We start from the raw sequence: 15,842 nt of genomic DNA on the forward strand, positions 1-15,842 counted from the left end.
AGACCGCCCCCGTGGCCATGGTGACGGGGGCCTCAGCCGGAGACGCTGGCCCGGCCGTTCTCGATGTGCCCCATGAGCCGCCGCCGGAAGCCGTCCTCCCCGTCGGCCGTGACGGCGAGGTCGTACCAGCCGTGGGCGTCGGCCGCCGAGTGCACGACCGTACGGCTGCGGCCCGGCTTGACGGTGACGCGGCGGGTCCAGTCCCGCAGGTCGTCCTCCTCGGCATAGCCGAGCGGCCGGACCAGGAAGGTCAGCGGACGGCGGCCGGTGTTGCGCAGGGTGAGGTGCACGTCGCGGTCGCGGATGTCGATGCGGGTCGCGACCTCGGCGCCGCCCTGGGCCGGCCCGGCGAACTCGCGCCGGAAGCCGTTCGGCCCGGTGACCGTGAAGCGGTACGCCTCCCCCGGCAGCGGGACGGTCCAGTGCCCCGAACCGCGTACGTCCTTGTGGAGCGGGGCCGCGAACTCACCTGCGTACGGGTAGAGCGTGAAGTGCGCCGAGGACCGGCCACTGTTGCTCAGCTCCACCCGCAGCGCGCCGCCGGTCCCCCGCCTGACCTGGGCGTCCGGCTGGTACGGCAGCGGGCGCGCCGGGCGTGCGCCGGGCTCCTGCTCGGGGAGGTGCTGGACGGACGGCGGCTTCGGCTGCCAGCGGCCGGTGAGCGGCGGGATGGCCCCGGGCACCTGGACGGCGGGCTGCCTGCGCGCCCGGGTGAAGTCGAAGGCGGAGGTGAGGTCGCCGGTGACGCGGCGCCGCCAGTCGCTGATGTTGGGCTCCTTCACTCCGGTCCACCGCTCCAGGAAGCGGATGACGGAGGTGTGGTCGAAGACCTCGGAGCAGACGTACCCGCCGACGGTCCACGGCGAGACGACGAGCAGCGGCACCCGGATGCCGAGGCCGGTCGGACGGCCCTCCCACTGCTCGTCGGTCACCTCGGGGGGTGCGACGGGCGGCGGGACGTGGTCGAAGAAGCCGTCGTTCTCGTCGTAGTTGATCAGTACGGCGGTGTGCCGCCAGACGTCCGGGTGCTTGCCGAGCGCGTCCAGGATCTTGTAGACGATGGTGGCGCTGTGCACGGGCGAGGAGACGCTCGGGTGCTCGGAGTCGATCGCCGAGGGCACCAGGTAGGAGACCTCCGGCAGCGTCCCGGCCGCCACGTCCTTGGCGAACGCGTCGGCCAGCGTCCCGGTCGGGACCCGGCGCAGCCCGCGCTCGAACAGGCTGCGCTCCTGCTTGGTGAGGGTCGCGACGCCCTCCTCCAGCAGCCCGAGGAGCCGGGTGCGCTCGGCCTCGGAGGCGCCGCGGACCTTGGCGTAGAAGGCCTCCATGTACGTATGGCCGCCGGTCTTGGCCAGGGCCTTGCGGGCGATGGCCTTGAAGGTGGCGTAGAACTCGATCTGGTTGTCGGTGAAGTTCTCCCACTCCGTGTACGTCCGCCAGCTCCGCCCCGCCTTTTCCAGCCGCTCGGCGTAGGTGGACCAGTCGTAGCCGGGGTGGCTGCCCTCGTTGTACGCGTCGTTGCCGACGGCCCGCTTCCCGTTCAGCTCAAAGCCGGTCTTGCCGCTCCAGAGGTGGTTGCGGTTGGGGCTGGTGGAGGTGTGGATCGAGGAGTGGTAGGCGTCGCAGACGGTGAAGGTGTCGGCCAGCTCGTAGTGGAGCGGGATGTCACGGCGGTCGTAGTACGCCATGGTCGCCGCGGTCTTCGCGCTGATCCAGCCGTTCATCCAGCCGCCGCCCCAGGCCTTCGCGCCGCCGTTCCAGGAGTGGTCGAGGGCGCCGATGTACTGGAGGTCCTTCTTCTGCTCCTCGGCCGCCCCGCGCACCGGGAACGGCAGGACGGTGGCGCCGGAGGGGCCGGGCTGCTCGAAGACGGTGCCACCGGTGGGCAGCTCGATGGCGTTACGGTCGCCGAAGCCGCGTACGCCACGCAGGGAGCCGAAGTAGTGGTCGAAGGAACGGTTCTCCTGCATCAGGATCACCACATGCTTGATGGCTCCGAGCCCTCCGCCTCCGGACCCCGCCTGGGCGGGCTGCGCGGCGATGGCTGCCTGGAGCGACGGCGGCAGGAACGATCCGGCCGCAGCGGCGCCGAGCGCGCCCCCGCCGAGGGCGAAGAGCCGCCGCCGTGACATGTCCGTGGTCAAAAGTGCCTCCCGTTTTCGGTGGTTACAGCCGGGAAGCTAGTCAGGTCAGGTGGCGTCGGGAAGGACTGCGTACGGCCCGGTGGTGAACGTCCAAGAGGTCGGACGAGAAGTCCAAGAGGCGCCCTACACCCCGATGAGGTGCAGCGATCCCCACAGCGCGAGGGTGGAAGCGAGGAGCGTCGCCGGTACGGTCGCGAGCCCCAGCCGGGTGAACTGGCCGAGCTCCGGGGCGTCCCCGTGGGCGTGCAGGATGCGGCGCCAGAGGAGGGTGGCGAGGGAGCCGACGTACGTGAGGTTGGGGCCGATGTTCACCCCGATCAGGGCGGCGAGCAGCGGTCCGGGGCCGGCCGACGCGACGATCGGGAGGAGCGCCAGGATCGCGGGCAGGTTGTTGATCAGGTTGGCCAGCAGCGCCGCGACCACGGCGACGCCGAGCAGTGCGGGGAGCGTGGAGCCGTCGGGCAGGACGGCGGCGATGCCGTCACCGAGGCCGTTGTCGACGACCGCCTTGACGACGACGCCGAGCGCGAGGACGAAGAGGCAGAACAGCGGGTTGGCCGAGCGGACGACGGCGAGCGGCGTGGTCTCGCGCTTGACGAGGGCCCGCACGGCGAGCACGGCCGCTCCCGCGAGCGCGGCCCACAGCGGCTCGGCCCCCTCGAACGAGGTGACGACGAACCCGGCCAGCGTCAGCGCCAGCACGACGAGCGTGAAGACGGGCACCGGCGTGCGCTCCGCCTCGGGGTCCGGCGCGTGGGCCCCGGCGGCCAGGTCGGCCTTGAACGCGCGCCGGAACACCACGTACTCGACGGCGATCGCGGCGAGCCACGGCAGCGCCATCAGCGCGGCGAACCGGGTGAAGGAGAGACCGCTCGCGGTGAACGCCAGGAGGTTGGTCAGGTTGGAGACGGGGAGCAGGAGGGAGGCCGAGTTGGCGAGGTGCGCGCAGGCGTAGACGTACGGGCGGGGCCGCGCGCCGACCCGGGCGGCCGTGGCGAGCACCACCGGGGTGAGCAGGACCACGGTGGCGTCCAGGCTGAGGACGGCGGTGATGAGCGAGGCGACGACGAAGACCCCGCCGAGCAGCGGCCGGGTCTGCCCCCGGCAGGCGCGCGCCACCAGATCCCCGGCGGCCCGGAACAGCCCCTCGTCCGCGCAGAGCTGGGCCAGCACGAGGATCGCGGCGAGGAACCCGACGACGGGGAGCAGCTCGCCGACCTGGTCCCGGGCCTCGGGCCAGGACACCGCCCCCACCGCCACCACGAGGATGGCGGCGGGCACGGCGACGGTCGCCTCCGGCAGGCCCCGGGGGCGTACGACGGCGAAGGCGAGGACGCCCAGGAGGAGGGCGAAGGAGACGAGCTCGGCGGTGACGGTGTTCAGGACGCTCTCTCAGGATGGGGGAAGGGGCGGTGTTCCCGTACGTACCTGCGTACGGGAACACCGCCCCTTCGGGGACGATCGGGGGATCAGCCCTCGACGCCGAGCTTCTCCAGGATCAGCTCGCGCACGCGCGCCGCGTCCGCCTGGCCTCGGGTGGCCTTCATGACCGCGCCGACGAGCGCACCGGCCGCCGCGACCTTGCCGCCGCGGATCTTGTCCGCGATGGCCGCGTTGCCCGCGATGGCCTCGTCCACGGCCGTGGAGAGCGCGCCCTCGTCCGAGACGACCTTCAGGCCGCGCTTCTCGACGACGGTGTCCGGGTCGCCCTCGCCCGCGAGGACGCCCTCGATGACCTGGCGGGCCAGCTTGTCGTTGAGGTCGCCCTTGGCGACGAGCGCGGCCACCCGGGCGACCTGCGCCGGGGTGATCGGCAGCTCGTCCAGGCCGCGGCCGGTCTCGTTGGCGTTACGGGCCAGCTCGCCCATCCACCACTTGCGGGCCTGGTCCGCCGGAGCGCCCGCCTCGATCGTGGCGACGATCAGCTCGACCGCGCCCGCGTTGAGGATGGACTGCATGTCGTGCTCCGAGACGCCCCACTCCTCCTTGAGCCGCGCCCGGCGCAGCCGGGGCAGCTCGGGGAGGCCCTTGCGCAGCTCCTCGACCCAGTCGCGCGCGGGCGCGACGGGGACCAGGTCCGGCTCGGGGAAGTAGCGGTAGTCCTCGGCGTTGTCCTTGATGCGGCCGGCCGTGGTGGAGCCGTCCTCCTCGTGGAAGTGCCGGGTCTCCTGCACAATGGTGCCGCCCGAGGACAGCACGGCGGCGTGGCGCTGGATCTCGAAGCGCGCGGCCCGCTCGACGGAACGCAGCGAGTTCACGTTCTTCGTCTCGGAGCGGGTGCCGAACGTCTCGGTGCCGTTGGGGCGCAGCGACAGGTTCACGTCGCAGCGCATCTGGCCCATCTCCATGCGCGCCTCGGAGACCCCGAGGGCCTTGATCAGCTCGCGGAGCTCGGCGACGTACGCCTTGGCGACCTCGGGGGCGCGGGCGCCGGCTCCCTCGATCGGCTTGGTGACGATCTCGATGAGCGGGATACCGGCCCGGTTGTAGTCGAGCAGGGAGTGGGACGCGCCGTGGATACGGCCGGTGGCGCCGCCGACGTGCGTCGACTTGCCGGTGTCCTCCTCCATGTGGGCGCGCTCGATCTCCACCCGGAAGATCTCCCCGTCCTCCAGCTGGACGTCCAGATAGCCGTTGAAGGCGATCGGCTCGTCGTACTGGGAGGTCTGGAAGTTCTTCGGCATGTCCGGATAGAAGTAGTTCTTCCGGGCGAAGCGGCACCACTCGGCGATCTCGCAGTTGAGCGCGAGGCCGATCTTGATGGCCGATTCCACACCGATCTCGTTGACCACCGGCAGCGCGCCGGGCAGTCCGAGGCAGACCGGACAGGTCTGCGAGTTGGCGTCCTGCTTCAGCTCCGTGGAGCAGCCGCAGAACATCTTCGTCTTCGTGCCGAGCTCGACATGGACTTCGAGGCCCATGACGGGGTCGTAGGACGCGAGCGCGTCCTCGTACGACACCAGGTCAGTGACAGTCACGGTGAAACTTTTCCCTCTCAGCCCAGCAGGACGTCGTCGTCGCCGAGACGCTTCAGTTCGCGATAGAGGATCGCGAGTCCGGTGACGATGGCGGCCGCGGAGACGGCCGCGTCGACGAGACGCAGCACGTCGTTGTCGTTGCGGGCGAGCTTCGCCTGCTTGGCGACGCTGATCGCGCCGAACGCGGTACTGCCGAGCGCGACGTACAGCCCGGTCTTGGACTTCTTGAAGTTCTGGGCCTTCTTTGCCATGGCACTCACAGCGACGGAGCCTCCTCAAGCAGCGGGTGCCCCCACTTTTCCACGAAGGCGGCCTCGACGGCGGATCCGACCTTGTAGAGCCGGTCGTCCTTCATGGCGGGGGCGATGATCTGCAGTCCGACCGGCAGACCGTCCTCCGGGGCCAGGCCGCAGGGGAGCGACATGGCGGAGTTGCCGGCCAGGTTGGTCGGGATGGTGCACAGGTCCGCGAGGTACATCGCCATCGGGTCGTCGGCGCGCTCGCCGATCGGGAAGGCGGTGGTCGGGGTCGTCGGGGAGACGATCACGTCGACCTGCTCGAAGGCCTTCTCGAAGTCCTGGGTGATGAGGGTGCGGACCTTCTGGGCCGAGCCGTAGTACGCGTCGTAGTAGCCGGAGCTGAGCGCGTACGTCCCCAGGATGATGCGGCGCTTGACCTCGTCGCCGAAACCGGCCTCGCGGGTGAGCGCGGTGACCTCCTCGGCCGACTTCGTGCCGTCGTCGCCGACCCGCAGGCCGTAGCGCATGGCGTCGAAGCGGGCCAGGTTGGAGGAGCACTCGGAGGGCGCGATCAGGTAGTACGCGGAGAGCGCCAGGTCGAAGGACGGGCAGTCCAGCTCGACGATGTCGGCGCCCAGCGACTTCAGCAGCTCGACCGACTCGTCGAAGCGCTGGAGGACACCGGCCTGGTAGCCCTCGCCGCGGAACTGCTTGACGACGCCGACGCGCATGCCCTGGACGGAGCCGTTGCGCGCGGCCTCGACGACCGGCGGGACCGGGGCGTCGATGGAGGTCGAGTCCAGCGGGTCGTGCCCGGCGATCGCCTCGTGGAGCAGCGCCGCGTCCAGGACCGTACGGGCGCAGGGCCCGCCCTGGTCCAGGGAGGACGAGAAGGCGACCATGCCGTAGCGGGAGACGCCGCCGTAGGTGGGCTTGACGCCGACCGTGCCGGTGACGGCGGCGGGCTGGCGGATGGAGCCGCCGGTGTCCGTGCCGATGGCGAGCGGGGCCTCGTAGGAGGCGAGGGCGGCGGAGGAGCCGCCGCCGGAGCCGCCGGGGATGCGGGTGAGGTCCCACGGGTTGCCGGTGGGGCCGTAGGCGCTGTTCTCGGTGGAGGACCCCATGGCGAACTCGTCCATGTTGGTCTTGCCGAGGATGACGACGTCGGCGGCGCGCAGCTTCTGCGTGAGCGTGGCGTCGTACGGCGGGACCCAGCCCTCAAGGATCTTGGAACCGACGGTGGTCGGCATGTCCTTGGTGGTGAAGATGTCCTTCAGCGCGAGCGGGACGCCGGCCAGCGGGCCGAGCTTCTCGCCCGCCTCACGCTTGGCGTCCACGGCTCGGGCCTGGGCGAGCGCGCCCTCGCGGTCGATGTGCAGGAAGGCGTGGACCTTCTCGTCGACCGCGTCGATCCGGGCCAGGTGCGCCTCGGTGACCTCGACGGCCGTCAGCTCGCCGGAGGCGATCTTCGCGGCGATCTCGGCCGCGGTGAGCTTGATGATGGTGCTGTGGTCCGTCATGGCGATTAGTCCTCCCCCAGGATCTGCGGCACCTTGAAACGCTGCTGCTCCTGGGCCGGGGCGCCGGAGAGCGCCTGCGCGGGGGTGAGCGACGGACGGACCTCGTCCGCGCGCATGACGTTGGTCAGCGGCAGCGGGTGGGAGGTCGGCGGTACGTCTTGGTCGGCGACCTCGGAGACGCGGGCGACCGCGCCGATGATGTCGTCGAGCTGACCGGCGAAGTGATCGAGCTCTTCGCCCTTCAGCTCCAGACGCGCCAGCCGGGCGAGGTGGGCGACCTCCTCGCGCGTGATGCCAGGCATGCAGCGATCCTCAGGGGTTGGTGTGTGGTTTTGGCCCCAATCCTATGGGGTCCGGTCATGGCGGGTACCCCACCCCGATCAGCCCACCCCTTTTGCCCGGACCGCCGCCGCGTTTGCCCGGACCGCCGCCGCGTCTCAGGTCGTCGCCGGGCCCGAGACCGTACGTCCCTGGGGGTGCGGCTTGGCCTCCTGCTTGCCGTTCGCCGCGGCGGCCGCCGCCTGGGCCTCCAGCTCCGCGGGGCGGCGCCAGCCGTGCCGGCCGCGGGCCCGGAGCCAGGCCGTCGTCTCCTGGGGCGGCATCGCGGCCGCCACCAGCCAGCCCTGCACCGCGTCGCACCGCAGGTCCCGCAGCCGCTCCCAGGTCTCGTCGTCCTCGACGCCCTCGGCGACGACGACCAGGCCGAGCGAGTGGGCCAGGTCGATCGTGCAGCGGACGATCTCGCCGTCCTCGTGGTCCAGGGCGAGGCGGGCCACGAAGGACCGGTCGATCTTCAGCTCGCTCACCGGCAGCCGGCGCAGATGGACGAGCGAGGAGTACCCCGTACCGAAGTCGTCCAGGGACATCTTCACGCCGTGCGCCGTCAGCCCGGCCAGGGTGTCGGCGGCCCGCTGCGGGTCCTCCAGCAGGACGTGCTCGGTGATCTCCAGCTGGAGCGCCGAGGCCGGGACGCCGTGCCGGGCGAGGCGGGCGGCGACCCCGCCCGCGAAGCCGGGGGTGTGCACGTCGCGCGGGGAGACGTTGACCGCGACCGGCACGAACAGGCCTTGCGCCCGCCACCGGGCGACCTGCGCCAGCGCCGTCTCCAGGACGTACTCCGTGAGGTGCGGCATCAGCCCCGAGGACTCCGCGATGGCGATGAACTCGTCCGGGGGGACCCGGCCGCGCTCGGGGTGCACCCAGCGCACCAGCGCCTCCAGGCCGGCCACCTGACCGTCGAAGCGGACCTTGGGCTGGTAGTGCAGCTCGACGTCGCCCGCGTCCAGCGCCCGGCGCAGATCGCCCAGGAGCCCGAGCCGGTCGGGGGTGTTGCTGTCCCGCTTCGACTCGTACACCTCCACGCCCGTACGGTCACGCTTGGCCTGGTACATCGCGACGTCCGCGCGGCGGAGCAGCCCCTCGGCGTCCAGCGCGTGGTCCGGGTAGACGGCGACTCCGGCGCTGGCCTCCAGCACGAGGACCAGACCGTCCAGGTCGAGCGGCGAGGACAGCTCGGCGACCAGGTGGCGGGCGACCCGCTGGGCGCTGGTGGTCGAGTCGGCCTGCGGCAGGAGTACGGCGAACTCGTCGCCGCCGAGCCGGGCCGCCTCGGCGCCGGGCGGCAGGGCGAGGCGGAGGCGTTCCGCTATCTGGAGCAGCAGCCGGTCCCCGGCGAGGTGGCCGAGGGTGTCGTTGACGGCGCGGAAGCGGTCCAGGTCGATCAGGACCAGCGCCGACCGGGTGCCCACGCTCTCGGCGTCCTCCAGGGCCGACCAGGTCCGCTCCAGCAGCCACTGGCGGTTGGGCAGCCCGGTCAGCGGGTCGCGCAGCTGCTCCTCGGCGCGGGCCCGGGCGATCCAGAGCGTGGAGTCGAGGGCGATCAGCGGGACCGCGAAGAGCGGCAGCACGACGGGCATGGACATCGCGACGACGCAGATCAGCGGGGCGAGGCCGAGCAGGGCCACGGCGACGAGCCCCTGGCGCAGCAGGGCGGTGCGGGCGATGGTCGGCAGCCCACCGTTCTGGGGCGCTCCGGCGTACCACAGCAGGACCCGGGTGACGAGCAGATACGTCGACGCCGTCAGGAGCAGCTCCGGTACGGCGGCGATGCCCCAGTCGAGTGGCAGCCAGGGCCGCTCCACGGTCGGCACCTCGCCGAACGCGGCCAGCACGAGCGCCGCCGCCGCGATGCCGAGGATGTCCACCGCGCCGTGCAGGAGCCCCTGCCACCAGCGGTGTCTGCGGGCGCTCCCGACGAGGACCACGACGACGAGGCTGACCAGACCCGCGGGCAGCCAGCCGTAGAGCAGCAGCACGGCGAGGGTGAGGGCGGCCCCGGAGCCGGTGCCGCCCCACCAGCGATCGCGGCCGAGCGCGACCAGATGGCCGACGATGATCCCGGTGAGCACGGCGATCGACCAGCCCACGGTGCCGTCCGGGAAGAGGGCGTGGCCGTCCTGCACGGTCCGGTAGAAGCCGGCTGCCAGAAGTAACGCGGCGATCCCGATGGTGGCGGCGCCCACGGGCGACGTGAGGCCGACGAAACCTTGCAGCCGCGACACCGGGGCGGCGCTCTCGGTCGGTTTCATTCCGTCCCTCTCACAGCCGGCGGTGCCGAAGTCCCTCGGTGGCCCCCGCTCCCTTGCTCGCACGGCCCCGGACGGGCGGCCGGTGCACGGCAGGCGCTACCCCTCAACAGTAGGCCGCGAAAGGCTTCCAGGGGCAGCGCTCTACAGCTCTTGCCGAAGGCGAACCGACGACCCGTCACCATCTGCTATGCGCCGAACGGGTGACGCCGGTGGGCCGTTCGAGGTCCGGCCGACCCTTCTTCGCCCCTCTGCCCCATTTCTTCCCCGCCCGGGGCGCGCCACGCCGGGGCCGCGTCTCGAAGTCGTCTCGATCCGGCGAACAGAGGGTGTCCGGGAGTGGCGGGCGCGTCGCCGGGGGCGGGCGGTCTACTCGGACGCGGCTTCCGGGGCCGCCGGGGCTTCCGCGTCAGCTTCCGGCGCGGCTCCCGGGGCCGCCGCTTCCGGTACGGGCAGAGCCGCTTCCCGGGCCGCGTCGGGGCCCTGTTCGAGGAGGACGGCGAACCCGGCCTCGTCCAGCACGGGGACCTTCAGCTGCATGGCCTTGTCGTACTTGGAGCCGGGGTTGTCGCCGACGACCACGAACGCGGTCTTCTTCGACACCGATCCGGTGACCTTCGCCCCGAGGCTCTGGAGCGCCTCCTTGGCGCCGTCCCGGGTGTAGGCGGTGAGGGTGCCGGTGACGACGACGGTGAGCCCTTCGAGGGGGCGGGGGCCCTGCTCCTCGTCCGAGCCCTCGTCGGCCATCCGGACCCCGGCCTCACGCCACTTGCGCAGGATCTCGCGGTGCCAGTCCTCGGCGAACCACTGCTTGACGGAGGCGGCGATGATGGGGCCGACGCCGTCCGCGTCGGCCAGCTCCTGCTCGGTGGCCTCGTCGATCCGGTCGATGGAGCGGAACTGACGGGCCAGCTCCTGGGCGGCGACGGGGCCGACGTGCCGGATGGAGAGCCCGGTGAGGATCCGGGCCAGCGGCGCCTCCTTGGCCGCGGCGATGCCCTCCAGCATGGCCACCGCGTTCTTCTTCGCCTCACCCTGCTTGTTGGCGAAGACCGTCGCGATCTTCTCCTCGCCCGTCTTCGGGTCGCGCTTGGGCAGCCCGCTGTCCTGGTCCAGGACGTACGCCCGGATCGGCAGCAGCTCCTCGATGGTGAGGTCGAACAGCCCGCTCTCGTCCTTCAGGACCGGCTCGGCGGGCTCCAGGGGCCGAGTGAGGGCGGCGGCGGCCACATAGCCGAAGTGGTCGATGTCCAGGCTCTTGCGCCCGGCGAGATAGAAGACCCGCTCGCGCAACTGGGCGGGACAGGTGCGGGCGTTGGGGCAGCGGAGGTCGATGTCGGCCTCCTTCATCGCACGCAGTTCCGTATCGCACTCGGGGCAGTGCGTCGGCATCTCGAACGCCTTCTCGGTGCCGTCGCGCAGGTCGACGACGGGGCCGAGGATCTCCGGGATGACGTCGCCCGCCTTGCGGATGACCACGGTGTCGCCGATGAGGACGCCCTTGGCCTTGACCACCTCCTGGTTGTGGAGGGTGGCGAACTCGACCTCGGAACCGGCCACTTCGACCGGCTCGACCTGGGCGTACGGCGTGACGCGGCCGGTGCGGCCGACGCCGACGCGGATGTTGACCAGCTTGGTGTTGACCTCTTCGGGGGCGTACTTCCAGGCGATGGCCCAGCGCGGGGCGCGCGAGGTGGAGCCCAGGCGGCCCTGGAGCGGGATCTCGTCGAGCTTGACGACGACCCCGTCGATCTCGTGCTCCACGGAGTGCCGGTGCTCGCCGAAATACGCGATGAACTCCCGTACGCCTGCGAGGGAGTCGACGACCTTGTTGTGCTTGGCCGTGGGCAGGCCCCAGGTGCGGAGGAGCTCGTAGGCCTGGGAGAGGCGGTCGAGGGTGAGGCCCTCGTGGGCGCCGATGCCGTGCACCACCATGTGGAGCGGGCGGGTGGCGGTGACCTTCGGGTCCTTCTGGCGCAGCGAACCGGCCGCCGCGTTGCGCGGGTTGGCGAACGGCTTGTCGTCGGCGGCCACCAGCCGGGCGTTCAGCTCCTCGAACGCCTCCATCGGGAAGAAGACCTCGCCCCGGATCTCGACCAGCGCGGGGATGTTCTCGCCCTTCAGGCGGTGCGGGATCTCCGCGATGGTGCGGACGTTGGGCGTGATGTCCTCGCCGGTGCGGCCGTCGCCCCGGGTCGCCGCCCTGGTCAGCCTGCCGTGCTCGTAGGTGAGGTTGACGGCGAGCCCGTCCACCTTGAGCTCGCACAGGAAGTGGTGGTCGGGCGTGCCGACGTCCTTGGCGACGCGCTCGGCCCAGGCGGCCAGCTCCTCGTCGTCGAAGGCGTTGTCCAGGGAGAGCATCCGCTCGCGGTGCTCGACGGAGGTGAACTCCGTGATGTAGGGCCCCGCCACCTTCTGGGTCGGGGAGTCCGGGGTGCGGAGGGCCGGGTGCTCGTCCTCCAGGGCCTCCAGGGAGCGCAGCAGCCGGTCGAACTCGGCGTCGCTGACGACCGGCTGGTCCTTCACGTAATACCGGAAGCGGTGCTCCTCGATCTGCTCGGCCAGCAGCGCGTGGGTCTCCCGCGCGTCCGCCGGGACCGAGCTCTCCTGCTCCACCCGCTCTTCGCCCGCCATCGTCCCGTCCTCCTGTTTACCCGTCGTCCCCGTCACTCAGGGTTGTCCGCGAGCGACCTCGCCGCCCGGGCGCTGTGGGCGAGCGCGGCGCGGGCATGGGCGGGCGACGCGCCCGCGAGACCGCACGACGGGGTGATCGCGACGGACTCGGCGAGAGTCCCCGGATTCAGCCCCAGCCTGCTCCACAGCGTCCTGACCCCCATGACGCTACCGCCCGGGTCTGACAATGCCGTCGTTGCCGCGTCGGTGGAGGGCACGACGCCCAGGAACAGCTGGGTGCCGCCTTCGACCGCTTCCCCGATCGTCTCCTCCTCACGCTCCGTGAGGAGGGAGAGGTCGAACGAGATTCCGTCCGCCCCGGCCCGGCGCAGCAGCGCGAACGGCACCTCGGGGGCGCAGGAGTGGACGATCGTCGTCCCCTCCTCACCCGCGGCGGCGAGGACGTCGCGCAGCGCCGACTCGACGACCTGGCGGTCGACGGCCCGGTAGGTGCGGTAGCCGCTGGCGGAGCGGACCCGGCCCAGCAGGACGGCGGTCAGGGAGGGTTCGTCCAGTTGGAGGACCACCTCGGCCCCGGGCATGCGGCGCCGCACCTCGGCGAGGTGCGCGCGGAGCCCCTCGGCCAGCGAACCGGCCAGGTCACGGCAGGCCCCGGGGTCGCCCAGCATGGCCTCGCCGCCGCGCAGTTCGAGGGCGGCGGCCAGCGTCCACGGGCCGACGGCCTGGACCTTGAGCAGCCCCTCGTACCCCTGGGTGAACTCCTCCAGGGCGTCCAGGTCCTCCCCCAGCCAGGAGCGGGCGCGGCGGGTGTCGCGGCCGGGCCGGTCGCTGATCCGCCAGCCGCTCGGCTCGACGTGTCCGTACATCTCGACGAGCATGCCGATGGTCCGGCCGATCATGTCGGCGCCCGGTCCGCGCGCCGGCAGCTCCGCCAGGTACGGCATGCCCTGGCCGTCGGCGAAGGAGCCGGTGACGGTCTTCGCCGCCTCCCTCGCGTCTCCCCCGGGCATCGAACCGATCCCGGTCGCCGGGCACCCGCTCAACTTGCTCTTCTCGCTCACGCCGGAAGCCTACGGTCCCGGGTGGGGCACCCGCGCGACCGGGCTTCAGCGGCCCGGGCGGACCGTGAGGTCGTTGACCTCGGCGTCGCGCGGCAGGTCGATCGCCATGAGGATCGTGGTGGCCACCGACTCGGGGTCGATCCAGCGGCCGGCGTCGTACTCCTTGCCCTCCTGCTGGTGCACCTTGGCCTGCATGGGGCTGGCGGTGCGCCCGGGGTAGACGCTGGTGACCCGCACCCCGTTGCCGTGCTCCTCGTGGCGCAGTGAGTCGGCGAGCGCCTTGAGGCCGTGCTTGCTCGCGGCGTACGCGCTCCACCCGGCGTGGGCGTTGAGCCCGGCGCCGGAGTTCACGAACAGGACGTGGCCCTGGGCGGCGCGGAGCTGCGGGATGAGGAGGCGGGTGATCTCGGCGGGGGCGATGAGGTTGGCGTTGAGCTGGAAGTGCCAGGCCTTGGGGGTGAGCTCGCCGACCGTGCCGAGCTCGACGACGCCCGCGATGTGCAGCAGGGTGTCGATCCGCTCGGGCATGGGCTGCTGGCCGAACGCCCAGGAGAGCCGGTCGGGGTTGCCGAGGTCGCCGACGAGGGTCCGCGCACCCGGGTAGCGGTCGGCGAACTCCTTGGCGCGGCCGGCGTCACGGGCGAGGAGGACGAGGTCGTCGCCGCGCTCCAGGAGGCGGCGGGCGACAGCGGCCCCGATGCCGGAACCGGCGCCGGTGATGAGGTGGGTAGGCATGGGGCGATCCTAGGCGGAGGCCTGATCACTGAAGCCCGGCGGACTCCTCCAGATACGCCAGCGCGCCGACGCCGTCCTTCGCGAAGAAGACCAGCTCGGTGAGGGGCAGCGGGAGGAACCCCTCGTCCTCCATCCGCTGGAACTGCTCGCGCAGCCCGTCGTAGAAGCCCGCCGTGTTGAGCAGGACGACCGGCTTGGTGTGCTTGCCGTGCTTCTTCAGCTCCAGGATCTCGGTTGCCTCGTCCAAGGTCCCGGTGCCGCCGACCATGATCACGATCGCGTCGGACTTCTCCAGGAGGAGGGCCTTGCGCTCGGCGAGGTCGCGGGCGATCACCATCTCGTCGGCGTTCGTCCGGGCCTTCGCGGCGAGGAAGTCGACCGAGACCCCCACGAGCCGCCCGCCCGCCTCCTGCACCCCGTCCGCGACGACCTTCATCAGGCCACTCTCCGAACCGCCCCAGACCAGGGTGTGCCCGCCTCTGCCGAGCAGTTCGGCGAACTCCCGGGCGGGCACGGTGTAGCGGTCGTCGAGGTCGGCGGCGGAGAGGAAGACGCAGATGTTCATGGAGCCACCGTACGACCCGGCTCGGACACTCCCCCGTTCCGGTGAGGATTCCGGTCGACGACGGCGTTCGGGGAAGTTTCCCGGCCCGTACGTCGCTGAGAGAGGCATGACTTCCACCCGAGGACACCACATCACCGTCGAGCCGGGCACCGTGCACGTCAGGGCGGTGCACGAGGGCCAGGTGCTGGCCGAGAGCCGCCGCCCCCTCATCCTGCGCGAGACGGGCTGTCCGGATCGCTACTACCTGCCGCCCGAGGACGTCCGTACCGAGCTGCTCACCCCGTCGGACACCACCACCCACTGTCCGTTCAAGGGGGACGCCTCCTACTGGTCGCTCCCCGGCGCCGCCGACCTCGTCTGGGCCTACCCGGACCCGAAGCCCGAAGTCGCCGCGATCCAGGACCACTTCTGCTTCTACGGGACGGAGCCGGTGGCCGGCTGACCTGCGCCGCGCAGGTTTTTCCGCTGGAGCGATGAGTTTCGGGAGCCGCCCCGGTCTCCCCTCCCATGGACAGGATTCTCTCCGCCGACTCCACGCCGATCGCCTACCGCCGCCAGGGCGAGGGGCCACCGCTGGTGCTGGTGGGCGGGGCACTGAGCACCGCGGCGACCGATGCGCCCCTGGCCGAGCTGCTGGCGCCGCGCTTCACCGTGGTCACGTACGACCGCCGGGGGCGCGGCGCCAGTGGCAGCGGTGCGGACGGCGTGCGCCGGGAGATCGAGGACCTGGCCGCCGTCGTGGGTGCGGCGGGCACCGGCGCCTCGGTCTTCGGCATGTCCTCCGGCGGCGCGCTGGCCCTGGAGGCGGCCGCCGCCGGGCTCCCCGTCGGCCTGCTCGCCGTGTACGAGCCGCCCTACACCCCCGGCGCCTCCGGCCTCCGCTTCAAGGCCCGCTGCACGGACCGGCTGCACGGGCTGCTGGCGGCCGGGGACCGGGCCGGGGCGGTGGAGCTGTTCCTCACGGCGACGGGCGTCGACCCGGCGACGGTGACCCGGATGCGGCGCGCGCCCCTGTGGCCGGGCCTGGAGGCGCTGGCGCACACCCTGGCGTACGACGACGCGCTGCTGGGCGACGGGGCGATCCCGGCCGAGCGGTTCGCCGCCGTCACCGCCCGCACGCTGGTGGTCTGCGGCGGCTTCAGCTCGGCCCGGGCCCGGGCGTCCACCCGGACCCTGGCCGAGGCCCTGCCGCGCGCCCGGCACCGCACGCTGACGGGCCAGATGCGCGAGGTGGCGCCGCAGGTGCTCGCGCCGGTGCTGGCAGACTTCTTCGCCCGGGACGTGTACGTACGCCAGGCGTCGTAGGCCGGTACGTACGCCAGGCGTCGTAGGCCGGTACGTACGCCAGGCGTCGTAGGCCGGTACGTACGCCAGGCGTCGT

At 72.1% G+C, this 15,842-nt stretch carries 13 protein-coding genes; 2 read left to right on the forward strand and 11 right to left on the reverse strand.

Going from position 1 to position 15,842, the window contains the following annotated elements:
• Nucleotides 1–32: 32 nt before the first annotated feature.
• The 11 genes from R2B67_RS08900 to R2B67_RS08950 form a co-directional block, all read right to left on the reverse strand.
• Complete coding sequence (locus R2B67_RS08900; protein ID WP_317817221.1) at nt 33–2,144, reverse strand: phosphocholine-specific phospholipase C; 2,112 nt, start codon at nt 2,142–2,144, stop codon at nt 33–35.
• A gap of 123 nt (nt 2,145–2,267) precedes the next feature.
• On the reverse strand, nt 2,268–3,527 hold the full coding sequence (locus R2B67_RS08905; protein WP_317824806.1) for an arsenic transporter: 1,260 nt from the start codon (nt 3,525–3,527) through the stop codon (nt 2,268–2,270).
• A gap of 86 nt (nt 3,528–3,613) precedes the next feature.
• Complete coding sequence (gene gatB, locus R2B67_RS08910) at nt 3,614–5,122, reverse strand: Asp-tRNA(Asn)/Glu-tRNA(Gln) amidotransferase subunit GatB (protein ID WP_317817223.1); 1,509 nt, start codon at nt 5,120–5,122, stop codon at nt 3,614–3,616.
• A 17-nt stretch (nt 5,123–5,139) separates the two neighbouring features.
• Complete coding sequence (locus R2B67_RS08915; RefSeq protein ID WP_317824807.1) at nt 5,140–5,373, reverse strand: hypothetical protein; 234 nt, start codon at nt 5,371–5,373, stop codon at nt 5,140–5,142.
• 5 nt (nt 5,374–5,378) lie between these two features.
• A complete protein-coding gene (gatA, locus tag R2B67_RS08920; protein WP_317817224.1) occupies nt 5,379–6,881 on the reverse strand; it encodes an Asp-tRNA(Asn)/Glu-tRNA(Gln) amidotransferase subunit GatA in 1,503 nt (500 codons plus the stop codon).
• Between the two features lie 5 nt (nt 6,882–6,886).
• Entirely contained in the window at nt 6,887–7,183 is a 297-nt protein-coding gene (gatC, locus tag R2B67_RS08925) for an Asp-tRNA(Asn)/Glu-tRNA(Gln) amidotransferase subunit GatC (RefSeq protein WP_003966094.1), read from the reverse strand.
• A 135-nt stretch (nt 7,184–7,318) separates the two neighbouring features.
• On the reverse strand, nt 7,319–9,469 hold the full coding sequence (locus tag R2B67_RS08930; RefSeq protein WP_317817225.1) for a putative bifunctional diguanylate cyclase/phosphodiesterase: 2,151 nt from the start codon (nt 9,467–9,469) through the stop codon (nt 7,319–7,321).
• Between the two features lie 366 nt (nt 9,470–9,835).
• Nucleotides 9,836–12,100 carry an NAD-dependent DNA ligase LigA gene (gene ligA, locus R2B67_RS08935; RefSeq protein WP_317817226.1) on the reverse strand — a complete coding sequence of 755 codons (2,265 nt, stop codon included), beginning with the start codon at nt 12,098–12,100 and terminating at the stop codon, nt 9,836–9,838.
• Nucleotides 12,101–12,132: 32 nt separating this feature from the next.
• On the reverse strand, nt 12,133–13,161 hold the full coding sequence (locus R2B67_RS08940; protein WP_317817227.1) for a methionine synthase: 1,029 nt from the start codon (nt 13,159–13,161) through the stop codon (nt 12,133–12,135).
• 45 nt (nt 13,162–13,206) lie between these two features.
• Nucleotides 13,207–13,896 carry an SDR family oxidoreductase gene (locus R2B67_RS08945; RefSeq protein WP_317817228.1) on the reverse strand — a complete coding sequence of 230 codons (690 nt, stop codon included), beginning with the start codon at nt 13,894–13,896 and terminating at the stop codon, nt 13,207–13,209.
• 25 nt (nt 13,897–13,921) lie between these two features.
• Nucleotides 13,922–14,461 (reverse strand): LOG family protein, encoded by a 540-nt coding sequence (locus R2B67_RS08950; RefSeq protein ID WP_109979677.1) that lies wholly within the window; start codon nt 14,459–14,461, stop codon nt 13,922–13,924.
• Nucleotides 14,462–14,567: 106 nt separating this feature from the next.
• Here R2B67_RS08950 and R2B67_RS08955 point away from each other — a divergent pair, with 106 nt between their 5' ends.
• Together R2B67_RS08955 and R2B67_RS08960 are read left to right on the forward strand one after the other, a co-directional pair.
• Nucleotides 14,568–14,903, forward strand: coding sequence for a DUF427 domain-containing protein (locus R2B67_RS08955; RefSeq protein WP_109979676.1), 336 nt, complete (start codon nt 14,568–14,570; stop codon nt 14,901–14,903).
• A gap of 65 nt (nt 14,904–14,968) precedes the next feature.
• Nucleotides 14,969–15,766: an alpha/beta fold hydrolase gene (locus tag R2B67_RS08960; protein WP_317817229.1), complete on the forward strand. Its 798-nt coding sequence runs from the start codon at nt 14,969–14,971 to the stop codon at nt 15,764–15,766.
• The last annotated feature ends 76 nt before the right edge of the window (nt 15,767–15,842 follow it).

The organism is Streptomyces cyaneofuscatus (assembly GCF_033109485.1).
GTDB lineage: Bacteria > Actinomycetota > Actinomycetes > Streptomycetales > Streptomycetaceae > Streptomyces > Streptomyces cyaneofuscatus.